This is a genomic window from Bacillus sp. MMSF_3328 (genome assembly GCF_030733525.1).
Classification (GTDB): domain Bacteria; phylum Bacillota; class Bacilli; order Bacillales; family Cytobacillaceae; genus Bacillus_AB; species Bacillus_AB infantis.
Genome location: NZ_JASHIV010000011.1, coordinates 81,012 through 103,041, shown reverse-complemented (window position 1 = coordinate 103,041; position 22,030 = coordinate 81,012). Strand labels below are relative to the sequence as shown.

19 protein-coding genes are annotated in these 22,030 nt (G+C 47.9%); 12 read left to right on the top strand and 7 right to left on the bottom strand.

Annotated features, from left to right (window positions below; genetic code table 11):
* Positions 1–45: 45 nt before the first annotated feature.
* Entirely contained in the window at positions 46–1,698 is a 1,653-nt protein-coding gene (locus RBB45_RS17365; protein ID WP_306010035.1) for a M20/M25/M40 family metallo-hydrolase, read from the bottom strand.
* Between the two features lie 448 nt (positions 1,699–2,146).
* On the opposite strand from RBB45_RS17365, the gene RBB45_RS17360 reads away from it, so the two are divergent.
* Together RBB45_RS17360 and RBB45_RS17355 are read left to right on the top strand one after the other, a co-directional pair.
* On the top strand, positions 2,147–3,325 hold the full coding sequence (locus tag RBB45_RS17360) for a ParM/StbA family protein (protein ID WP_087944255.1): 1,179 nt from the start codon (positions 2,147–2,149) through the stop codon (positions 3,323–3,325).
* A 14-nt stretch (positions 3,326–3,339) separates the two neighbouring features.
* Positions 3,340–3,948, top strand: coding sequence for a hypothetical protein (locus tag RBB45_RS17355; protein WP_101548819.1), 609 nt, complete (start codon positions 3,340–3,342; stop codon positions 3,946–3,948).
* An 84-nt stretch (positions 3,949–4,032) separates the two neighbouring features.
* On the opposite strand, the gene resA is transcribed toward RBB45_RS17355, so the two are convergent.
* Positions 4,033–4,569 (bottom strand): thiol-disulfide oxidoreductase ResA, encoded by a 537-nt coding sequence (gene resA / locus RBB45_RS17350; RefSeq protein WP_022544530.1) that lies wholly within the window; start codon positions 4,567–4,569, stop codon positions 4,033–4,035.
* Positions 4,570–4,807: 238 nt separating this feature from the next.
* Between resA and RBB45_RS17345 the strand changes: the two genes are divergently transcribed.
* Positions 4,808–5,713 (top strand): NAD(P)/FAD-dependent oxidoreductase, encoded by a 906-nt coding sequence (locus tag RBB45_RS17345; protein ID WP_306010014.1) that lies wholly within the window; start codon positions 4,808–4,810, stop codon positions 5,711–5,713.
* 533 nt (positions 5,714–6,246) lie between these two features.
* Here RBB45_RS17345 and RBB45_RS17340 read toward each other — a convergent pair.
* Positions 6,247–6,969, bottom strand: a complete 723-nt coding sequence (locus RBB45_RS17340) for a class I SAM-dependent methyltransferase (RefSeq protein ID WP_009794381.1) — start codon at positions 6,967–6,969, stop codon at positions 6,247–6,249.
* Between the two features lie 181 nt (positions 6,970–7,150).
* Here RBB45_RS17340 and RBB45_RS17335 point away from each other — a divergent pair, with 181 nt between their 5' ends.
* The 7 genes from RBB45_RS17335 to RBB45_RS17305 all read left to right on the top strand — a co-directional run bounded on the left by RBB45_RS17335 (position 7,151) and on the right by RBB45_RS17305 (position 14,440).
* A complete protein-coding gene (locus RBB45_RS17335) occupies positions 7,151–7,612 on the top strand; it encodes a hypothetical protein (protein WP_306010013.1) in 462 nt (153 codons plus the stop codon).
* A 210-nt stretch (positions 7,613–7,822) separates the two neighbouring features.
* Positions 7,823–9,478, top strand: coding sequence for a glycoside hydrolase family 13 protein (locus RBB45_RS17330; protein ID WP_224948768.1), 1,656 nt, complete (start codon positions 7,823–7,825; stop codon positions 9,476–9,478).
* A 331-nt stretch (positions 9,479–9,809) separates the two neighbouring features.
* Positions 9,810–10,697 carry a UTP--glucose-1-phosphate uridylyltransferase GalU gene (gene galU, locus RBB45_RS17325; protein WP_009794378.1) on the top strand — a complete coding sequence of 296 codons (888 nt, stop codon included), beginning with the start codon at positions 9,810–9,812 and terminating at the stop codon, positions 10,695–10,697.
* A complete protein-coding gene (locus RBB45_RS17320) occupies positions 10,694–12,010 on the top strand; it encodes a UDP-glucose dehydrogenase family protein (protein ID WP_306010012.1) in 1,317 nt (438 codons plus the stop codon). The genes galU and RBB45_RS17320 overlap by 4 nt, the downstream gene beginning before the upstream one ends.
* Before the next feature lie 136 nt (positions 12,011–12,146).
* Entirely contained in the window at positions 12,147–12,623 is a 477-nt protein-coding gene (ybaK, locus tag RBB45_RS17315) for a Cys-tRNA(Pro) deacylase (RefSeq protein WP_224948772.1), read from the top strand.
* 168 nt (positions 12,624–12,791) lie between these two features.
* Positions 12,792–13,904: a PRK06851 family protein gene (locus RBB45_RS17310; RefSeq protein ID WP_094769410.1), complete on the top strand. Its 1,113-nt coding sequence runs from the start codon at positions 12,792–12,794 to the stop codon at positions 13,902–13,904.
* A gap of 62 nt (positions 13,905–13,966) precedes the next feature.
* A complete protein-coding gene (locus tag RBB45_RS17305) occupies positions 13,967–14,440 on the top strand; it encodes a hypothetical protein (protein WP_170939576.1) in 474 nt (157 codons plus the stop codon).
* A 58-nt stretch (positions 14,441–14,498) separates the two neighbouring features.
* Here RBB45_RS17305 and RBB45_RS17300 read toward each other — a convergent pair whose 3' ends face one another.
* From RBB45_RS17300 to RBB45_RS17285, 4 genes are all read right to left on the bottom strand, one after another.
* Entirely contained in the window at positions 14,499–15,815 is a 1,317-nt protein-coding gene (locus RBB45_RS17300; RefSeq protein WP_101548829.1) for a YjiH family protein, read from the bottom strand.
* A 207-nt stretch (positions 15,816–16,022) separates the two neighbouring features.
* The gene (locus tag RBB45_RS17295) at positions 16,023–17,789 is read right to left on the bottom strand and encodes an ABC transporter ATP-binding protein (protein ID WP_148949908.1); all 1,767 of its coding nucleotides are present in this window, start codon (positions 17,787–17,789) and stop codon (positions 16,023–16,025) included.
* A complete protein-coding gene (locus tag RBB45_RS17290; RefSeq protein ID WP_224948776.1) occupies positions 17,776–18,543 on the bottom strand; it encodes a MerR family transcriptional regulator in 768 nt (255 codons plus the stop codon). Before RBB45_RS17290 ends, RBB45_RS17295 begins: the two co-directional genes overlap by 14 nt.
* A gap of 171 nt (positions 18,544–18,714) precedes the next feature.
* On the bottom strand, positions 18,715–20,034 hold the full coding sequence (locus RBB45_RS17285; RefSeq protein WP_129613214.1) for a short-chain fatty acid transporter: 1,320 nt from the start codon (positions 20,032–20,034) through the stop codon (positions 18,715–18,717).
* A 150-nt stretch (positions 20,035–20,184) separates the two neighbouring features.
* On the opposite strand from RBB45_RS17285, the gene RBB45_RS17280 reads away from it, so the two are divergent.
* Together RBB45_RS17280 and RBB45_RS17275 are read left to right on the top strand one after the other, a co-directional pair.
* Complete coding sequence (locus tag RBB45_RS17280) at positions 20,185–21,084, top strand: SDR family oxidoreductase (protein ID WP_009794368.1); 900 nt, start codon at positions 20,185–20,187, stop codon at positions 21,082–21,084.
* Positions 21,085–21,329: 245 nt separating this feature from the next.
* A complete protein-coding gene (locus RBB45_RS17275; RefSeq protein ID WP_240684187.1) occupies positions 21,330–22,013 on the top strand; it encodes a sigma-70 family RNA polymerase sigma factor in 684 nt (227 codons plus the stop codon).
* The last annotated feature ends 17 nt before the right edge of the window (positions 22,014–22,030 follow it).

Sequence of the window (22,030 nt, the reverse complement as noted above, 5' to 3'; positions counted from 1 at the left end):
AAAAACATCTCCTCACTATTATGTTGAAATTATTTCCCCGGAAACCTAGCCTTTTAGTACCTGCTGAATCACCCGGTTTGTCAGGTTAGGGACAATTTCAAGTGAATACTTCATTTCCATGCGCTCCAGTTTCTTATGGGCATCCAGTCCGTACGGCCCAATATTGATGACAGGCACATTCAGCTCGCGGATGTCGCTGTATTCGACATAATGCTTTGTGCCCCAGCCAGGGTTATTGTCAGTTACAGCACTGATTCCTGCTTCATCATCGCTGAGCGCTATAAAGCTCATATCTGATATATAAGGGAAAAAATTCTTGGCGATGATTGGATGAGGATAGGAAGGCTGGATTTCTTCCACTGCCTGATCCAAGGCATCTATAAGCCTTCTTTCATCCTCTGTTTTCCCGGACAGCTCAATTCTCGGCGAGTATAAAGAAGAGTAGAAGAGTATCATCGCCGGGCTTTTATCCTTCATCCATTTCCAGGCCTCTTCCACGACTCTCGCGGCATACATCCTTGTATCCAGTTCCTTATCAAGGAGAAGCTCTTCTTTAAAAGCGTCCATATGGGCTATATAGCCCTGCCCGTATTCTTCCATAAGCATCCGGTGCATTTCTTCATACGTATAGATGCGAGGCTGCCAAGGCAGCTCGGCATATGGTTCCCCGCTTAATTCGGCAAATTGCCTGTTCCGCTGCTCAAAGGAAGAGAGCGCATTGCTAAAGGCAATATGCGCTTGCTTCCTCAGCTTCTCGAGTACTTCCTTTGGGGACCAGGAATGAATAAAGAAATTATAATAGACATAGGCACTTAATGCAGTCTGTACCGTATAAGAAGGCTTCAGGTCTGTCTGCTTCAGTGAAACCGGAGGAACGGTCGTTTCCCCAAGCGCCTCATTGCTTAGTTCCGGGTTGTAGCTGATCTGCCTTGTCAGTTCTGCAGCAAGGAAATTCGGATCGAGCCCTTCAAAGCAGGAGCCGACATGTGTTTCAGCACCTGTTATGAAGAAAGAGGGGAGGAGCTTCCCAACCGTTCCTTTGTAGATATACCTGTTTGTATCTCCCTCAAATCGGGGGGAGACAAAGTCTGCATTGATGGCAGCAGCATAATGGAACTTATGCTCATCCTTCCATTTCTTCAAGGTCTTCAAAGCAGACAGGACTCCATGTGAACCGTCCTCTTCATCACATTCTGCAAGAAAGACGAGATTTCCTTCTAATTCTTCCGGATGGTCAGAATAGTATTTTAAAAGATAAAGATGGCTTGCAAGACCGCTCTTCATATCAAGCACGCCTCTGCCAAACATCCAGTCTCCGGATTCAAGCTGCTCCTTTGCTCCGGAAGGGAGTTCTTCCTTCCTGAACAGGTCTGCAAGCTGATCCGGGTCGCATGCTGCATCGCGGAGCTGATTGAAATCATCGATTCCGACAGTATCCATATGGCCCATCAGAATGACTGTACGGCTGCTTTTCCTTTTAGTTCCTTTCACAAAAGCCAGTACATTATACCGTTCCAATTCATCATCTATCGTTTGTTCTATAACGAGCTGTCCACAGTTCTCCGTAAAATAGGGAAACGAGGATAAGAGTGTATATAAAGAATGGGCGATCACCTTCTCGCCATTTGTATTCACTATGCTTTCAATGTTGACCAGCTGTTTCGTAAAGGCCAAAGTTTCTTCGCGGCAATTAAGCATCTCCATCAAGCTCTCCTTTTGTCTAGTAAACTGTTAATGTATTAAAATTATCCTATTTTTGGAACGGTCGTCAAGAGGACTGTTTTTACTGATGAACATTCTTGCAAGGGGAGGGGGAATGATTTTTAAAGAGATTAATAAGAGAGAAAATAGATTGAAAACAAATTTGTATACTTGTTTACTTTCATGTTTGCAAAAGAAAACAATATTGTAAACTTGCAAACAAAACGCATACAAGATGTTTATAAAAATGTTTACAAGTTTACAAAGTTGTTTAGATGCTGTTGTTTCAATGTTTTTAGATATTGAGGTGAAGTTTGCGTAATGTTTACAATCTAACATTTATATTACTTTATATGAAACTCATTGAATATTTTCCAAATATTAATTAAGCTTAAGATAATTGCTTGTACGATAAGCAAGGTACAATGTGAAAGGAATGGTAGATTTGAAAAACCCGAGAATAGCAGCAGTAGACGTAGGCAATGATTCGCTGAAAGCCTTATTCGGAAAATTGGATTATGAATTGAATATACCGAATGTCATTGCAAGGGATGTTGCGGACAGACCGGTAATCGGCATAGAAGAATTAGACAGCAAAGAACCTTTGGACGGGATTCATGTTAAAGTTCATTCCCCAGCATTAAAAGACAATAATGCAATCTATCGTGTAGGAACACTGGCGACTAAAAGCGACAATGCTTCCGAGCTTGATCCCGGCAGCAGCAAATCTGAAGAGGACCAGACGCTTGTTATGCTTTTTGTTTCACTTGCCCTTGATGCGGTAAGGGAAGAGAACGCTGGTTTATTCCCGAAAAATAACAATATAATCGATACTAATTACATCCTGGGCACAGGGCTCCCTCTTCGTGAAGTGAAGGAAGGGAAAGATGCGGGCTACCGCTCGAAGCTGCTTGGGTCAGTGCACCAGGTAGAATTCCTGGTTACGCCTAAATACCAGGGCATCAAAGTCAATCTGAAATTCAGCGATGTAAAGGTTTATCCTGAAGGATTCGCGGCATTCATCAATCTTGTAATGGATAACGACCTGAACATTATTAATAAAGAACTGATCGATAAGCGTATCCTCATCCAGGATATCGGGGGCCTATCTACAGATATCGCTGTCATCAAAAACCGCACAGTTGATGATGACAAGGCGCAGGGCTTCAACCTGGGTGTATCGGAATCATTGGAAATGATCCGTGAGGAAATCAGATCCAAGCATGGCGTTGAGCTGGACAGCCGCCGCGATGTGGTGGAGATCATCACCAAGAAAAATGACCGCAACCATATCATGGTTAAAGGAAGCAGGACAAGCGTTCATGACATCACTGACCGCATCCTGTTCGACCTTGCCAAAAAGCAGTACCGCCTGCTCCGCAATGTCTGGCAGAAGAATTCACAGACGGAGATCTGCTACTTCGTGGGCGGAGGATCTGCTGTATTGAAGGAATATATCAAATCACTGAACAACAGCCTTGATGGATATAATATCGACTTCTTTGAGGATGAAAAAGAGAGCATCTGGATGATGGCAAATGCTTATTACAAGCTGGTTGCCGACCATTTGAAGAGAACATCCAAGCCGGACAAGCAGGATGAGAAGAAGCCAGTAAAAGCATAAAATAAGGTGGTAACATGACAAAATCTTCATCCAAGGGGATCGAAAGAGGCCAGACGATTGCGTTTCGTGTACCTTCTGATACCCCGGATTACTTAGTTAAACAGCTGCAAAAGCTTAAAGAAGCTGAAAAAAGGAATTTTTCCAGCAGGATTGCCGACTATGTCATGCAGGGTGTCAGCCAATCAGTCAAACAGGAACAGGAAACAGTTACAATTCCGCTGCCGAAGGCGCTCAGCAAGATGCAGCGCGACTGGCTTAAGCACGAGCACTCCGAAGCCCTTCTCGGCAGCATCATCTACCAGCTGATCACAGACCCGGTACGGTCTGCTGCGCTGCTTGCCAGCCTGAACAGCAAATCGACCGATATTGATGAAGCTCTCTATCTGCAAGAGCGGAAGGAAAGGGAAGAGAAGCCGGTCTATCAGGCGGATGTTCCACCTCCCTCCCCTCCTGTGCAGGAAGTAGAGGATGCAATACCTGCGTACACAGATGGTGCTGATGACGATCTGGATGATATTGATTGGTCAAGTGTACAAATAGACCGTTCGGCTGAAAACGAGGACCAGGAAGAAGAAAGCATGGAAGACCTTCTTGGTGATTTTCTTGCTCATATGAATAAATAGGATGAAGAAAGAGACAGGCTCACAATGGCCTGTCTCTTTTATTACCAATAGGATTCTGGTAGGGCGGGCGAATGCTGATCTTATCTAATCAACCAATTCGCCTACCCAGTCATTCAAATCTTCTTCGCTCATTTCCCCTTCATACACTCTGGCGATTTTCCCTGAAGAATCTATAAAGAAGCTGGACGGGATCTTATAAACATCGTACATGCTTTCTACTGCATTGTTCTTATCTAGTAGGATTTGAAAGTCTATTCCGAGTTGCTCTTTTAAGTTTTTTACTGATATTTCTGGTTCGCTCAGATTGACTGCCAGCACCTCAAACCCGTCATCCTTAAATTCTTCATAAGTGGACTGGATTGCGGGCATTTCATTTTTGCAGGGTGCGCACCAGGTGGCGAAAAAGTTGATCAAGACGGGCTTTCCGTTGTACTCGCTTAATTTTGTCTTCCCGCCATCCAGTGCTTGAAGCGCAAAGTCAGGAGCTTTTTCATTGAGCATAGCTTTTGTGCCGGATTCTTTTAAGAAAAAATTCTGGTACAAAGTGTATCCTGCTGCAAAGAATAAAACCAATAAAATGATCGACCTCATTACTAGTCTGTGTGTCTTTTTCGCTTTCATAAATCCTCCAATCTAAAACAGATGGTATTAATTAGTGTAACATTTCCTGTAAGGGGATATATGGAAAAGTGTTATTGTTTTTTGACAATTTCAAACAGCCTGGTCTGGGGAAGGCCGGTGGTTTGATGGGTCTCAAGTCTTTTTTTTCAACAGCTAAAATCATCTGTCCATGCGTTAATTGAGGGTCAATGAGGGTAAATTACCTATAAATACCTAAAAGGCTCAAGGAGGCCATAGAATGACATACGATTGCATTATCATCGGCGGAGGGATTGCAGGCCTGCAGGCTGCGATTCAGTTGGGAAGGTATAAACACAAGGTGCTGGTTGTGGACTCAAACCATGGCAGGTCAACCATCTGCAAAAGCTATCATAATATCCTCGGGTATCCTGATGGGGTGAGCGGCCAGGAGCTCAGGGACATCGGGCGGTCTCATGCAGAAAAGCTTGGGGTGGAATTTAAGCTGGGAAAAGCAGAGAAGGCGGAGAAAAAGGGAAGCGGGTTTAAAATTACGCTTGAGGACGGGGGAAAGCTTGAGTCCGAAAGGCTGCTTTTATCAACGGGGGTGATGGACAGGATTCCGGAATTTCCTAATCTTTATCCAACGCTCGGCGTAAGTGTGTATGTATGTCCGGACTGCGACGGTTATGAAATTAAAGATAAAAGGACAATTGTAATCGGCTCTGGTAACCCTGGGGCCAATATGGCTGTTACACTTTCCTACTGGACAGACGAACTGGTCTTTATCAATCATGAGAAAAAGGAAGTCAGCCAAGAGCTGATGGACAAATTGCGCGAGCTGAATATTGAATACATGGAAGAATTGATTGCGGAAGCTATAGCTGACGGGCCGAACATCCAGGGATTTTTGCTTGAGAATGGCAAGAGAGTTATGGGAGAGCGGGGCTTTACGGCTTTTGGAGGAAATGAAGTCAAGTCAGACCTGGCAAAGCAGCTGGGGGTGGAAAGGCTTGAAAATAAGCATATAAATGTTGATTCGCGTTCCAAGATGACTAACGTCAAGAATGTATGGGCTGCAGGAGATGTGGTTGCCCATTCAGAACAAGTGACCATTGCAATGGGAGACGGATCCCAGGCGGCGATTTGGATTCATAAGTCCATCCTGGCGGAGGAAAATAAATAATGCATAAAAGGCACACCCTGATTTTTTCTGAATAACAGGGTGAAGTGCAACCGTGAAATAGCATGTTAAATCATATATGATTTAGCATGCTATTTTTTTATTGGTGTAAAACCGTTTATGGCAATTTTAGTGGAAATTAAGACTGTTATGAGCGTACCTAAATGGAAAGACGGCGAAAGAAAATAAGCGGAGATTTTCCGGTTAAATTTAGAATGGAGCTCGTTGCGGGCTAAATAAGGGGAGGTTTTCCGGTTATGCCGAGCAAATCTCCCATTTTAATGCTTTTTAAGTTAATAGACGGAATTTCTCCGTCTATTTATCAGATCGGGTATCAAGAATTATATAAAAAAACATGATGATTACTTTGCTAATCACCATGTTTTTACTGTGTTATTTGTTTTTGCACTCCAAAAGAGATCCTGTTGGGTTTCTTCTGAGTGTTCATTATAGTGAACACTCCGGATGCCGCTGTGCTTTCCGGGTGGACACCATACATACAATGCCCGCTTTATGCATAGATTGTATAATCACGTCTATTTCTGCATCCGGTACACCCGGTATCCCAGTCGTTCGGCATAGATGGCAAGCAGCTTTTGGTGCTCAATCAGTATATGCTCGTATTTGGGATTAACAAGATGCGGGTTGGCGATTTCCGGCTGCTGGTCCCATGGCGAGTTGATGATTTCAGTATAAATGGAATTGGCAGCTACCGTCCTTGGGGACCGGAAACCTTCTGATGTATAAGTCTGCAGCCATTCACCCTCTGTCAGCAGTCGCTTGATGCTGTATACACTCTGGATTTGGTTTTTCTCCTGGGGATTCAATGGCTCCTCAGCTGTCATTTCGAGGTCAAGGAATATCCCGCCTGGTTTGAGAACCCGTTTAATTTCTTTCAAAGATTGTTCAATATTGGTAAAAATAATGACAGATTCGGCGATAATATAGTCAAAGCTATTATCAGCAAAAGATAAATTCTCAATGTTTTCCCTAAGGGCATTGACTGCCAGGCCTTCGTGGGCAAATCTTTTCTTTGCCTGGCCGATCATCAGAGGATGACGGTCGATCGCCGTCACCTGGCAATTGAAAGTTTTGGCTATGAAGGCAGCTGTCTGCCCGGTGCCGCAGCCTGCATCAAGCACCTTTGCCTTGCCTGAGAGCTGTTCCATTCCCAAAACTCTTTTCGTCAAAGCCAAACCGCCCGGGTGAGCGCCGCCCATTCCGAAAAAAGCAAGGGCATCCTGATATGATGGCTTCATATTTCCGGTATCCCTCCTGTTCCGTTCTGCTGTGCCATACAGTATATGGATAAAAAGGGTGCAAAGTCACAAAAATAATGGTAAGATAATGTTTCATTACAGAGTTAATAGGGTAAAGGATTTGTTTCCCTTTCATTCGCTGTGATGGATTATTAGCTTATTTGCAAAGAAAGGTGTAAGAATGGCGAATAAAAGGCTTGAACTAATCGTTGATGAGCTTCTTGAAAAAGCAGGGAGCACGGCCGATGTCGTTTTGGAGGATTATTTCGGGGGAAACCGTTTTGCGGGTGGCAAATACAGCATGGGGACCCATACCATTACATTATATATAGAGGAAATTAAAAAGCAGTGCCTGCAGATTTTTTCCTCGCTTGATCATTTTGAAGAGTATTTTGCAGTCGTTTGCGCACATGAAATCGGCCATGCCGAAGACCGGGAGCTCGGGGAGCTTGCAGACCGTTTTGACCTTGCAGCCACTTCAGTGGAAAGAAACCAGCTAGCTCTCCTTATTGAAGAAAATGCTTGGGAATTTGCTGAAAAACTATTGGGGCATATTAATATTGCTTTTGTAAAAACCATCATCTATCATTCGCTTCAGCCCTATATGGAGCTGCTTGAGGCAGAAGCCGCTGAAGCTGTGTAGGCCGGCATCCAGGAGGATGACCGGTTTTTTGCTGGCATTTTTCTTATAATGATTCTTCAAAGGGTCACATTTTCCTATATAGTCAATCTACTTTCATATTGATTAAATTCTATGTAAGCGTTACACTACATATAGATGTATGCGGTTTTTTTTTGCTTTTTAATGCAAACGTTTGCGCATACAAACATTAATTTACTTGAGGGTGTTCATATGAAAAAAATCTGGTGGAAAGAAGCAGTAGGCTATCAAATATATCCCCGCAGCTTTCAGGATTCGAATGGAGACGGGATCGGCGATCTTCAGGGAATCATTGAAAGGCTTGATTATGTAAAGGATCTGGGCATTGATGTGATCTGGATCTGTCCTGTTTATAAGTCGCCGAACGATGACAACGGCTATGATATTTCCGATTATCAGGACATCATGGAAGATTTCGGAACGATGGCCGATTTCGACAGGCTGCTCGAAGAGGTCCATCAGCGCGGCATGAAGCTGATCATTGATCTGGTCCTCAATCATACGAGCGATGAGCATCCATGGTTCATAGAATCACGGTCTTCCGAAACCTCGCCAAAGCGCGACTGGTACATTTGGCGCGACGGCAAACAGGGTGCTGAACCGAATAACTGGGAAAGCATCTTCGGAGGCTCTGCTTGGGAATGGGATGAATTGACTCAGCAATATTTCCTCCATGTGTTCTCAAGAAGGCAGCCGGACTTGAATTGGGAGAACAGCGAAGTCCGCGAGGCGCTTTATGATGTAGTGAACTGGTGGCTGGAAAAAGGAATCGATGGCTTCAGGATCGATGCCATCAGCCATATCAAGAAACGTCCCGGCATGCCTGACCTGCCGAATCCGGAAAATAAGAAGTATGTTTCTTCCTTCGATATGCATATGAACCAGGAAGGCATCCATGAGTTCCTTCAGGAGTTCAAGGAAAAGACATATGCAAACTATGACAGCATGTCTGTCGGCGAAGCAAACGGCGTCACTGTGGACGAGGCAGACTTATGGGTAGGCTCTGAAAACGGAAAGATGGATATGATCTTCCAATTTGAGCATCTTGGTCTGTGGGATGCGGAAACTAATCCTGAGCTGGATATTGTCGAGCTGAAAAAAGTGCTGACCCGCTGGCAGAAGGGCCTTGAAAAAGACGGCTGGAATGCATTATTCATTGAAAACCATGATAAGCCGCGTGTTGTATCAACATGGGGCAATGACCAGGAGTTCTGGCGGGAAAGCGCCACCTCGATGGCTGCGATGTATTTCCTGATGCAGGGCACGCCTTTCATCTACCAGGGCCAGGAGATCGGGATGACGAATGTCCAGTTCCCTTCCATTGACGATTATGACGATGTGGCCGTAAAGAATCTTTACAAGCTTAAAACAGAAGAAGGCAAGAGCCACCAGGAAATCATGGAGATCATCTGGGCTTCCTCCCGCGACAACAGCCGGACACCGATGCAGTGGGACAGCACAGCCAACGCCGGCTTCAGCAGCGGCAGTCCCTGGATGAAGGTGAACAGCAATTACACAAACATCAATGTTGAAAAACAGGAAAAGGATGAAGAATCCATTCTGTCTTTCTATAAAAAAATGATTTCTCTGAAAAAAGCCAATGAAGTCTTTACCTATGGACAATACGATTTGCTGCTTGAAGATGACAAGCAGATCTATGCCTATACACGCACTTTGGAAGACGATCAGGTTATCGTCATCACCAATCTGTCCGCTAAAGAAGCCGTCTTTACAAGCGGCTTCGCCTTAAAACCTGAGAATCTGCTCCTGAACAACTATCCGGCAGCAGAAGCAGAAGGGAAAAGCGTTACTTTGAAGCCTTATGAGGCGCGGGTATACCGTATTTAGGTGACAGGCACCTATACCACTACTAGACACCAGCTGCAGCCCCCAATCCCATCCGGGACGGGGGTTTTTGGTTTATAACGGTGACAGGCACCTATACCACTTTTATACACTTGAACCTCCTTAATTCCCGATCAGAGGACAAAGTCTTTTGTTTGCCAGACAGGCACGTGTCGCTCATCTTAACAATTTCTTTGCACAAAGTAGATAAAGCTTTAAATATTGCTTTTTATACTAAAGATGTAAAGCCTTATTTGCTAGTTTGCGTGTAGATCATCATGACGGATCCTATGGTAGTGGAAAGAAGCACCAATATCATTCGAGGGGGTAAATCATGTACGTTCGCAAAGCCATCATTCCAGCAGCCGGTCTGGGGACCAGATTCCTGCCGGCAACAAAAGCCCAGCCCAAAGAAATGCTGCCGATCGCCGGCAAGCCTGCCATCCAATATATCGTTGAGGAGGCGGCTGCATCGGGGATCGAAGATATCATCATTATCAGCGGGCGGGGAAAAAGGGCGATCGAGGATCATTTTGATAAATCCTATGAGCTTGAAGAAACGCTGGCCAAACAGAACAGGCATGAGCTCTTGGAGGCGGTTGAAGCTGTCTCGAACCTCGCCAGCATTCACTATGTCAGGCAGAAAGAGCCGAAGGGGCTGGGAGATGCGATCTATTGCGCGCGCAGCTATATAGGTGATGAACCCTTTGCCGTTATGCTGGGAGATGATGTGGTCCAGGGGGAACGCCCTTGCCTGTCAGAACTGCTGCAGGCCCACCAGCAATATGGCGGCACAGTAGTAGGAGTACAGGAGGTCGCTGCGGAAGAACTATGCAAATATGGAGTAGTGGAACCGGAAAAATTTATCGACAGGCAGCTCATGAAGCTCAAAAGCCTTGTGGAAAAACCTCCTAAAGGGCTGGAGCCCTCCAGCTATGCCTTAATGGGGCGCTATATTCTCCCGCCCGAAATATTCTCTATCCTGGAAACTCTCCCGGCGGGTGCCAATAAGGAAGTCCAGCTGACAGACGCTATCCGGTTTTTAGCAGGGATCACACCTGTGTATGGAGTGGTGCTGTCAGGCAGCCGCTATGATATCGGCGACAGGATGGGATTTTTAAAAGCGAACATTGAGATGGCTATGCTGCAGGCTGACATAAGGACAGATCTGATTGTTTACCTTGAAAAGATGCTGATGAACCGGCAGGGAGCCGCTCTATGAATATAACCATAGCCGGAACAGGGTATGTGGGGCTGGTGACAGGTGTCTGCCTTGCAGAGAAAGGGCATATGGTCATATGCTATGACCATGATGAAGAGAAAACAGCCGCCCTCTCTGCCGGGGTTCCTTTAATTTATGAACCTGGATTAGAGGCAATGCTTGACCGGAATATGAAAGAAGGAAAGCTTGCCTTTACTTCTGATCCGGAGATTGCCTATAGAAATCCTGAATGCATCTTTCTTGCAGTCGGAACACCGGAAAAAGAGGATGGCTCTGCAGATCTTAGTTTTATCTACAGTGCGTGCGGGGTGATTGCCGATAAACTTGGACATGAGACGGTCATTGCCATCAAAAGTACAGTTCCGTCCGGGACCAATGAGAAGCTTCGGGCTTTTTTTAAACAGAATCTCGCCATCCCGGTCCATATGGTCTCGAATCCTGAATTCCTGCGAGAAGGATCAGGGATTAGGGACACCTTTCAGGCAGACAGGGTTATCATCGGATCAGACAGCCTGAAGGCAGCAAGAACGGTTGAAGAGATCTATGCACCATTTTCCGTGCCTATTGTCCATATGGATGCCAAAAGTGCGGAGCTGGCCAAATACGCTTCAAATGCCTTCCTGGCAGCCAAAATCAGCTTTATTAATGAAATGGCTCACTTGTGCGAAAGATTGGGGGCTAATATTGATGATGTGGCAGCAGGAATGGGGCTGGATAAGCGCATAGGCAGCCGGTTTCTCCAGGCGGGAGCAGGATTTGGGGGATCCTGCTTCCCGAAGGATACAAAAGCGCTGGGCATGATGGCGGAGGAACATCAATATGAATTCCGGATCCTGAAAGCCCTTATGGAAGTTAATGCGATACAAAAGAAAGTGCTGCTGCACAAAGCCAAAAGCATCATGCCTTTGGCCGGGAAGAATGCAGCTGTATTAGGGCTGGCCTTTAAGCCGAATACAGATGATATCCGTGAAGCTCCTTCCATTGAGCTGATCCGGGATCTTGTGGATGAAGGGGCCGGCGTCTCGGTCTATGATCCAATAGCATCCAGCAGGGCTATGGGGGTCCTGCCTGACAGCGTTCATTTCGCGGAATCCATTCATGAGGCCATCCATGGAAAAGATGTGGCCTTCATCACTACCGAATGGGCTGAAATTTGCCGCTTCCCGCTCAGCGCCTACAAAGAATTCATGAGAGAGCCCCTCGTCCTGGACGGAAGGAACTGTTATACACTGCAGGAAGCAGAATCTGCCAATATCCGCTACATCTCCATCGGCCGTCCTGAATGCCCGGCCAGAAGTGCAGTATTCTGGTGACAGGCACCTATACCACCACTAGACCAGTTTCCAAAAGAACCTTCCCGCAGCGGGAAGGTTTTTTTTCTGTTTCACAGGTGCCTGGAACCCATTGGAGATGCTACTATAAAGGAAAAACGCCAGGAGGGAAATAGCAATGGCACAGGGAAAAACGAATGCAATGAGGCTGCTGGATGCAGCAAAGCTGGAGTACAATTCATTATCCTATGACAGCAAGGACGGCAAGATTGACGGCGTTTCGGTTGCCGGGAAAATTGGCAGGGACCCGGAACTGGTCTATAAAACACTGGTCGCCCAGGCCGGCAGGAATGTCTATGTTTTTATTATTCCGGTGGAAGCTGAGCTGGACCTCAAAAAAGCTGCGAAGGCGGCAGGCGAGAAAAAAGTTGAGATGATTCCTGTGAAGGACATTCAAAAGCTTACCGGCTATATCCGCGGCGGCTGCTCGCCAGTCGGCATGAAAAAGCTGTATCCGACTTTTATCGATTCACAGGGGGAGCAGCTTGAAAGCATCATCGTCAGCGGCGGGAAGATCGGCCTCCAAATCGAACTGGCTCCTGAGAGGCTGAAGGAATTGATTAAAGCCGAATGGAAGGACCTTGTAAAAGAATAGCAATATCCAAAAGCCTCTGCACGATAGGGGGCTTTTTATTTTGTCCCTAAAAAAAGTACATCCTCCACCGGCAATTTTCTGCACCTGGGCGTTCACCCATCATGATGTCCCGGCATACAGTAAAGAGGCAGGACCATTCAGCAATCAACTGAAAAAGGATGTGTGAATGTGGCAGGAAAAATTATCGACTATTTTGCAGGCGGCAATACCGCAAGAGGCTTCCACAGTCTATATGAATCCAATCTTCAGGATTTATCGCGTTTATTTATACTTAAGGGCGGACCAGGTACCGGGAAATCAACACTCATGAAAGGAATCGGCTCTAAATGGCTTGATAAAGGCTTTAACATTGAGCTCATCCACAGTCCATCGGACAATGACTCTGTCAGCGGTGTGATCATCCCAGCTTTGAAGATCGGAATTGTAGACGGCACTGCGCCGCAGGTGATTGAACCGAAAGCGCCGGGGGCCATAGAAGAGTATGTCAACCTTGGGGAAGCGTGGGATTCTGCCCAGCTGGCCACTCAGAAAGGGAAAATACTCAGGCTCAACAGCAAGATCGAAGCCTTCTATAAACAGGCATACAGTACCTTTGCAGAGGCATTGAAAATCCATGATGACTGGGAGAAATTCTATATCGACAGCATGGACTTTGAGAAAGCGAACCAGCTTACTTCAAAGCTGACACAGGTATTTTTCGGTAAAATGACCCTGAATAAGATCTCTTCCGTCAAGCATAGATTTTTGGGTGCTGCTACACCAAATGGAGCGGTAGACTGCATCCCGAACCTGACTCTTGATATCCATAAGCGTTACTTCATCAAAGGCCGTCCCGGCTCAGGCAAGTCAACGCTTTTGAAAAAGCTGGCTGCCGAAGCTGAAAAGCGCGGTTTTGACATTGAAGTCTATCATTGCGGATTTGATCCCAATAGCCTTGACATGCTGATTATCCGTGAGCTTGGCCTTGCCATATTCGACAGTACGGCCCCTCATGAATATTTCCCGAGCAGGGATGGGGATGAAATCATTGATATGTATGAACAGCTGATCGCCCCAGGGACGGATGAAATTTTTGCTGATGAAATCAAAGAAATCGCCGCTAAATATAAAGCGAAGATGACAGAGGCAACAGGCTGTCTGGCAGACGCCAAGCGGCTGAATGATGAATTGGAGAAGATTTATTCAGAAGCCATGGATTATACAATTGTGGACACGATCCGCGGCAGGATTGAGGAGAAGATTCTCCGTGTTGAAACTCCCCATCCGATCTATGCCGACTAACTGAAAGCAGAAAGGGGAACGACTCATTGAATTATTACCCTTATCAAGGACTGTACTATCCTTTGCCTCAGGCAGACCTGCAGCAGACGCCGGAAAGATTTAATGTATTCCCAGGTGGCGGGGGCCAGCCGGGCATTCCATTTCCGCCAGGTTTTCCAGGAGGGACGCCATTCCCTGGCCAGCCAGGCTTTCCGGGAGGCGGAGGCCAGCCCGGGTTTCCAGGTGGAGGAGGCCAGCCAGGATTCCCTGGTGGAGGAGAAGCCCAGGGCCAGGCGGGAGGACCGCCAAGCAGCCCGCCTCCATCCTTTACGCCTGAACTCCAGACACAGTCTGCCTCCGTCTTTGCCGTCGATCCCGGCGCCATCAGAGGCTGCTTATATCGGTTCACCTATTTATGGCTGAATAACGGCAGAAGCTTCTGGTTCTATCCAACATTCGTCGGCAGGACTTCTGTCGCCGGCTGGAGGTGGAGAGGATTCCGCTGGGAGTATTACGGCACAGATACCAGCCGGATCCGCTCATTCCGCTGCACCTGAGAAAAGATTGCCTAATAAAAAAGACCCCTTCAGCCATCCTGAAGGGGTCTTCGCTTCGTTAAAAAATAAGATGCGCTGCCAGCACGATGACCGGCAGGGTAATGATGGTCCGTTCAAGGAAAATGATGATCAGGTCTTTCAGGGAGACAGGAATCTTGCTTCCAAGCAGGAGTCCGCCGACTTCTGACATATAAATCAGCTGTGTAACGGACGTACAGGCGACGATAAAGCGGGTCATCTCGCTCTCAATCCCGCTTCCGATAACAGAAGGCAGGAACATATCGGCAAATCCGACTACAAGCGTCTCTGATGCTGCTTTCGCCTCAGGCACCTGCATAAGCTCCAGGAGCGGGATGAACGGCATACCAGCCACCTTGAAGATCGGCGTGAATTCCGCTACAATAAGCGCCAATGTGCCGAGCGCCATGACGATCGGCGCCACACCCATCCACATATCGAGGATATTTTTCGCACCCTGTTCAAAGAATTGTTTGATGCCGCGGTTTGTTGCCGCTTTGGCTGTTGCCTGTGTTATACCCCAGCTAAGAGGTGTATAGCCTTCCGGAATCGTTTCATCAAGCTGGGGAGCATCCTCAGTAACATAGGTGTCAGGCTTGGTCGACAACGGCGGAATTCTCGGACAGATAAGGGCTGCCACAATCCCGGCTATGAGGACGGTCAGATAGAATGGAACAAAATAGCTCCCCAAATCCACCTGGGAGATAACAACAAGGCTGAAGGTAATGGAGACAACAGAGAAGGTCGTGCCGATGACAGCCGCTTCCCTCTTTGTATAAAAACCTTCCTCATACTGCTTGCTTGTCAAAAGGACACCGATCGTGCCATCGCCAAGCCAGGATGCCGCACAGTCAACCGAAGAGCGGCCCGGCAGCCTGAACAAGGGCCTCATAACTTTCGTCAGGAGGGAGCCGAAAAGCTCGAGCAGCCCAAAGTTCAAAAGCAGGGGCAGGAATAAACCAGCGAATAAAAATACCGAGAATAAGACCGGAAGGAGATCGTAAAGCAGAAGCCCTCCTGTATTCTCAGACCATACCCATTCAGGGCCGATCTGGTAAAAAGTCATTAATGCAAAGATGGCGCCGAGCACTCTTGCGGCAAACCAGATCGCCGGAACATCGAACAGGGCAGTGAAAAACGCGCTTCTGCGGATGAAGGCGGGCTTTACAAGCTTTGCCAGCAGTGTGCCTGCAAAAGTCAGAAAAATGATCACGGTCATGATGGCCGGCAGATAGGCTGCCAGAAGGTCCTGGACAAGACCCGATAAGATGGCGATAGGAATGGTCACTTCGCCTTTATAAGAAATAGGAAGCATAAATAAACTGATGCCGATTAATGAAGGAATGAGGAAGAGCATAAAGCTTTTTCCTGATGCTTTTTTCCTCGCTGCAGATTCTATCAAAACATTCACCCTTAATACAATTTATATTTATAAGACAAAGGTTATTTTAATTCATCCTGTATGAATTGCCAACCCACTTCTCTTAAATTCCACGGATTCCCTTGTTTTTAAACCTTTTTCCCAAAGAAATATATTTATAAAGAAAGAGACTGACCTGAAAAGTCAGCCTCCTGAGGCGGCAGAGCGGTCTGACAGCTGCTGCTCTGCGAGCTCCCTGTATAAAGAATGTTTTTCATACAGTTCCCGGTGTGTGCCGGTCCCGGTAATGCTTCCGTTTTCAAGTACGGCAATCTGATCGGCATCCACGACAGTGGAGAGCCGGTGGGCAATTACAAGGGTGGTGCGGCCCTCCATCAGATGCTCCAGTGCTTTCTGGACAAGATGCTCTGATGTGCTGTCGAGATTGGATGTAGCTTCATCAAGCAGCAGGATGCGGGGATTGCGGATCAGCGCCCTGGCAATGGCAATCCGCTGCCTTTGGCCGCCGGAAAGCTTGATACCGCGCTCACCGACCTGTGTGTCGAATCCATCAGGCAGGGCATCGATGAATTCCGAAGCATTGGCGAGCTCCGCAGCTCTTTCAATTTCCTCATCCAGTACCTCCCGCTCCATTCCATAGGCAATATTATCGCGGATGGTGCCCGACATGATCGGGCTTTCCTGTGAAACATAACCGATTGATGACCGCCATGCATGGAGGCGGAAGGAGCTGATGTCCTGACCGCCGAGCAGGATCCGGCCTGTCTGCGGGAGGTAGAAGCGCTCCAGCAGGGCGAACAGGGTGGTCTTTCCGCCTCCGCTCGGGCCGACGATGGCCGTGGTCTTTCCGGCAGGTACAGTCAGTGAGGCCCCGCCAAGGATCTCCTTCTCTTTGTAGGCGAAGCTCACCTTCTCAAAAGTGATATCCTGGCTTGGATTGGCCACAGCCTCCGTGCCTTTATCCACTTCCTTCTCGGTGTCAAATATATGCTGGATTCTTTCTGTTGCCCCGACAGCCTTCTGGAAGGCTGTAAAGAAGGATGCCATCTGGCTGAAAGGAACTACAATCTGGAACATATAAATGATGATGGCGACGAGCGAGCCTGCTGACAGGGCGCCAGAAGCAACGCGTACACCGCCATAGCCGATCAGGATGACGAGCACAAACATCATGATGAAGGTCATGAAGGGGGAAATGACTGCCTGGATTTTCGCTTCCCTCAGCCCGAACTGGAATAGGTGGCGTATTCCCTTGTCGCCGCTCTCCTGCTCTGCTTTTTCAGCATGATAGGCTTTGACGAGGCGGATATCTGCAAGAACCCGTCCGAGATTGCCGGAAAAACTCGCCATTTCATCCTGGGTTGCTCTTGAAATCTTATACATCTTCTGCCCCAGCGGCATAATCATAGCAATGGCCAGCGGTACAGCAATGATCATCACAAGAGTCATTTTCCAATCGATCAGCAGAAGGATGATCACGGAGCCGATGATGGAAATAATTCCGGTCAGGAATGAAATCAAATGCTGGGTAATGAGGTTTTTGACAATATTTGTGTCCTGAGTGACCCGGCTCATCGTTTCACCTGACTGCTGCTGGTCAAAGAAAGGGACCGGCAGATGAAGAATCTGTCCCCAAAGCTTCCTCCTGATGGACGCTACAACTGCTTCCCCGATATAGCTGAGGAAATAGTAAGAAAACCCGGAAGATACGGTCTGGATGATAAAGGCACCCGCCAGGAGGAGCACGACGCTCATCTCCAAAGAAGATGCGGCAAGCTGGTCGACCATCGACTTGGTGAAAAGGGGGACGATCAGCCCGGCACCGGTTTCCAGGATGCTGAGAATGATGGCCGACAGCAGGATCCAGCGCGGCGGCTTGGAGTCCTTCAGCAGACCCCAGAAAGCTTTCCAGCTCCCTTTCTTGATAGCAGGCTCTTCATTTTTCGTCATCAACATTCATTCCTTTCTGCTCCAGATAGAGACCGAGTGCAGCTGCAAGCCATTCTTCCTCCTTGGGGGAGAATGGGATATGGAAAAGACCGCCGTCATCCTCATCGCTTAAATCCACCGAACTGATTTCTTTCAGAAGCGAAGGATCGTTTCCCGAGATTTCATCGACTATCTCCATCATGGCCTCAATTAAAGCCTGAACTTCCCCGCTAGCAGGGTCTGAACCAGCAAGCTCCTTCAAGCCCATTGAAATGGAAACCCATCTGCTTTCATATTCCCGCTGTTTCTCCTCGGGAATGGCGTAAATCGAATCTACTCTTTCCTCCGGGAGGAAGCTCTTCAGCCATTCTTTCTGTTCATCCTCCCGGTGGATAGTGTTGATGAGCGAAATGAAGATGCCAGCATCCACCTCGTTTTGATCCTCCATTACATAGAGCGCCCGGTCCAAAGCCCGGATGACCCCTTCGACTTCTTCCTTCTTACGGATCATCTCCGCTCTTTGAAAGGCAAGAGAATCCTTCAGGCTCCATTTTTCATTCTGGAGCATCCCTTTGATCTGCTCGAGGGAATAGCCGAGGTATTTCAGTGTCACAATCCGCTGGAGCACGGTGAAATCAGGGTCGGAATAATAGCGGCGCCCTGAATCTGTTATTTCGGTTGGCTCCAGGAGGCCGATTTCATCATAATAATGGAGTGTCCTGATCGTGGTGCCGGTTTTCTTTGAAAATTGACCGATTGAGTATTTGCCAGCCATCTCTTCATCTCCCTTAATCTATCTGTCTTTATCTTAAAACCTCACGCAGCGTGAGATGCAAGCTGTTTTTTTAAAAAATTGGTTAAGTCTATTATAGCCAAGCCGCAGCTCTGCCCATAAGCAGGAACCGGCCGCATGAAAAAAACCCGCCGGAGCGGGTTTTCGGAAGTCTTATAGAAAAAGCATTCCCAGTGAAATAATGATACCGCTTACAAATAAAGCAAGCACGCAGTAACCCATGATATCCTTGGCCTTCAGCCCGGCAATGGCAAGGGCGGGAAGTGCCCAGAATGGCTGGATCAGATTAGTCCACGCATCGCCCCAGGCGACTGCCATGGCTGTCTTTGGTATCGAAACACCGAGCGTTTGTGCCGCCTCAAGCATGACCGGCGCCTGTACGGCCCACTGGCCGCCTCCTGACGGGACAAAGAAATTGACCAGGCCGGCGGAAAGGAAGGCAAAGAATGGGAAGGTGAAATCATTGGAAATGGACACAAATGCCTCTGACATCACAGCCGCAAGCCCGGAAGTGGTCATCATTCCCATGATCCCGGCATAGAACGGGAACTGGATGATGATGCCGCTGGCTCCTTTCACGGCATTGACTGTCGCGTTCAGGAACTGCTTTGGAGTCCCGTGGAACAGGATGCCCAGGAACAGGAACAGGAAGTTTACGATATCAAGATTGAGCTTAAACCCGTTTGTAGCAAAATAATAGAATAAGAACACAAGCCCGAAAATGCCGATCAGCATGGAAACGATCTTGCTGTTCTCAAGGCGGTCCGCCGGTGTCAGGGCCGCCTGTTCAATGGCAGCAGCCGGCTGGTCCTCCTCAAGCAGAGCAGGGTCAACCGTGACAGTGTCTTCCCTGGAGGGCATCATCATTCTGTTCACAATCGGCATAATGATGAAAATGCCTAAGATAATAGCAATATTAAAAAAAGCAAAGATGGTCTGGTCTGTCGGGATGATGCCAATGAGGTCCTCTGAAAAATGCCCGGCTGTTGCAATCGTCAGCGGAATCGAACCAGAAATGCCTCCATGCCAGACAATAAAGCCGGTGTATGCGCTTGCAATCAAGAGCCGGTAATCTACATTTTTGACCTTTTTCGCCAGCTCTTTGGCAAAAAGTGCACCGATCACAAGGCCGAAGCCCCAGTTGATCAAGCTCGCGAGCATGGAGATGACAGTGACAAGGATGATGGCCTGCCCCGGAGATTTGGCCAGGCCTGCCAATGAGCCAAGGCCCTTTTTAAAAATGCGGCTGCTAGCCAGCACATGGCCCGTCACCAGCACGAGCACCATCTGCATCGAGAATGTCAGAAGTCCCCAGAACCCGCCTCCCCAGAACTGGACCATCTGATACGGGCTGCTTTCTGTAAAGATGAGCCCCAGGCCGAAAACGGCGAAGGTCAGGATCACCACAAACAGGAATGGATCCGGCAAATAACGCTGCATGATCCGGTTAAAAAGTGAGACGACAGCTTTCATATTAATTCCCCCTTTAAAAAAACAATTCCTATATAGTTTCTGTAATATTCTAATTTTTCCTTCTTTTGCTCCTTAATCTTCTCTTTTCACCAAGTGGGGATCCACAGAATACACTGGATAGTCATATGCCTATGAACAGGAGTGGTGATCATGTATCCAGTCTATCCTTATTACGGAAAAAAAGAGGAATGCAAAGAAAAGCCGCTGTCTTTCCCGCCGCAGCATCAGGATGTACAGCCCGGCCTGGAATATCAGATGGTGCCAAGACCGATTTCGGAGGACCCGGACTACCGGGGGTCAGGGAAACTGAAAGGGAAGGTGGCCATCATCACCGGCGGGGACAGCGGGATTGGCCGTGCGGCGGCTTACGCGTTTGTAAAGGAAGGCGCCAAAGTCGTCATTGTCTACCTGAATGAGCACCAGGATGCCAGGGAAACACAGGAAAGGATACGGGAGCTTGGCGGGGAAAGTCTTTTTATCGCCGGCGATATGAGAAGGGAAGACTTTTCCCGGGAAATTGTCGAAAAAACGCTTCATCATTTCGGAAGGATCGATATCCTCGTCAATAACCATGGCGTCCAATTTGTGCAGAAGAGCATTCTCGATATCACAAGGGAACAGCTCTTCGACACCTTTGAAACCAATATTTTCGCGTTTTTCTACTTAACAAAAGCCGTTCTTCCCCATATGAAGGCAGGGGGCTCCATCATCAATACAACGTCCGTTACGGCCTACGAAGGCCATAAAGATCTGATTGACTATTCCTCGACAAAAGGTGCGATCGTAACCTTTACAAGGTCCTTATCATTGTCGCTTGAGAAAAATGGAATCCGGGTGAATGCCATAGCTCCCGGTCCTATATGGACACCGCTCATCCCCGCCAGCTTCTCTGCGAAGAAGGTATCAGAATTCGGCACAGATACGCCGATGAAAAGGGCTGGCCAGCCGTTTGAGCTGGCTCCGGCGTATGTTTACCTTGCCTCCGACGACTCCCGCTATATGAGCGGGCAGGTGCTTCATATCAACGGCGGGACGATGGTAAGTTCATAAGGAAAGCTGCCGGGCGGGCTGGCCCGGTTTTTCTATGGAAGACTGTTCAGGACCCCTGGGGAGCTGTGCCTTGGCCAGTTTTTCACAGTTGGGAAGTAAAATGGGAAGGTTTGGGGCGGCTTCCTGAAGAATACACTATTAGAGAACTCTTTCATGAAATGCATAAAATATATTTGAATGGCCGTATCTTTTCTTCCTCCCTGATCCGTTTAAGGGGCAGAGATGTGTAAAAGGAGTGAGCAGCGATGGTGATGAAGCAGGTAGAGGCAGACCAGGTGCCGGCATTGGCGGAGAAGGCGGATGAGATGTATCCCGCCCTTCAGCGCTATAGCCGATTTCTCGCACGGAACAGCTGGGATGGGGATGACCTTGCACAGGAGGCTTTCCTCCGTGCCGCCAGCAGCTACGAGCCTGAACGGGTCAGCCAGGCACTTTTGAAGAAAATTGCCTATAACTGCTGGGTGGATGTGACGCGCAAACGTAAAAAGGAGCAGCTGGAGGAGGCGCCGGAGCCCATCCGGAATGAAGAGAAGCAATACGTCAGCAGTGAAGCTGTCGAAAAGCTGTTGGAATGCCTGACCTTGAAGCAGGCAGTCATTTATGCTCTTAAGGAAGGGTTCCAATATACCTCAAAGGAAATTGCCGGACTGATGCAGACAACCGAATTTGCCGTAAAGTCGGCCTTAAGCCGGGCGCGCAGGCAGCTGCAGTCAGATGCAGACACGGGCAGTCCTGACACCGGGAGCGAAGAGGCTGCCTTTGTTGCCAGGCTGCTGGTAAAGTCCCTCCAGGAAGAAGATCCAGGCTGTCTTCTAAGGGCGCTCCCGATGCTGCCGTCACTGAAAAGCCTGTCTGTCCATGCTGAGCCAAAGCCTTGCCATCATCGCAGGCAGTCTCCTCCGCAATGCACACTCTCTATCGCGGCGTAGACCGCAGAAAGGGAGGA

Coding starts and splice junctions, on each gene's coding strand:
- RBB45_RS17355 (WP_101548819.1), top strand. CDS start 3,340: ATGACAAAATCTTCATCCAAGGGGATCGAAAGAGGCCAGACGATTGCG.
- resA (WP_022544530.1), bottom strand. CDS start 4,569: ATGAAAGCGAAAAAGACACACAGACTAGTAATGAGGTCGATCATTTTA.
- RBB45_RS17340 (WP_009794381.1), bottom strand. CDS start 6,969: ATGAAGCCATCATATCAGGATGCCCTTGCTTTTTTCGGAATGGGCGGC.
- RBB45_RS17280 (WP_009794368.1), top strand. CDS start 20,185: ATGTATCCAGTCTATCCTTATTACGGAAAAAAAGAGGAATGCAAAGAA.
- RBB45_RS17275 (WP_240684187.1), top strand. CDS start 21,330: ATGGTGATGAAGCAGGTAGAGGCAGACCAGGTGCCGGCATTGGCGGAG.
- RBB45_RS17365 (WP_306010035.1), bottom strand. CDS start 1,698: ATGCTTAATTGCCGCGAAGAAACTTTGGCCTTTACGAAACAGCTGGTC.
- RBB45_RS17300 (WP_101548829.1), bottom strand. CDS start 15,815: ATGCTCTTCCTCATTCCTTCATTAATCGGCATCAGTTTATTTATGCTT.
- RBB45_RS17290 (WP_224948776.1), bottom strand. CDS start 18,543: ATGGCTGGCAAATACTCAATCGGTCAATTTTCAAAGAAAACCGGCACC.
- RBB45_RS17335 (WP_306010013.1), top strand. CDS start 7,151: ATGGCGAATAAAAGGCTTGAACTAATCGTTGATGAGCTTCTTGAAAAA.
- RBB45_RS17320 (WP_306010012.1), top strand. CDS start 10,694: ATGAATATAACCATAGCCGGAACAGGGTATGTGGGGCTGGTGACAGGT.
- RBB45_RS17330 (WP_224948768.1), top strand. CDS start 7,823: ATGAAAAAAATCTGGTGGAAAGAAGCAGTAGGCTATCAAATATATCCC.
- RBB45_RS17345 (WP_306010014.1), top strand. CDS start 4,808: ATGACATACGATTGCATTATCATCGGCGGAGGGATTGCAGGCCTGCAG.
- RBB45_RS17285 (WP_129613214.1), bottom strand. CDS start 20,034: ATGAAAGCTGTCGTCTCACTTTTTAACCGGATCATGCAGCGTTATTTG.
- ybaK (WP_224948772.1), top strand. CDS start 12,147: ATGGCACAGGGAAAAACGAATGCAATGAGGCTGCTGGATGCAGCAAAG.
- galU (WP_009794378.1), top strand. CDS start 9,810: ATGTACGTTCGCAAAGCCATCATTCCAGCAGCCGGTCTGGGGACCAGA.
- RBB45_RS17295 (WP_148949908.1), bottom strand. CDS start 17,789: ATGACGAAAAATGAAGAGCCTGCTATCAAGAAAGGGAGCTGGAAAGCT.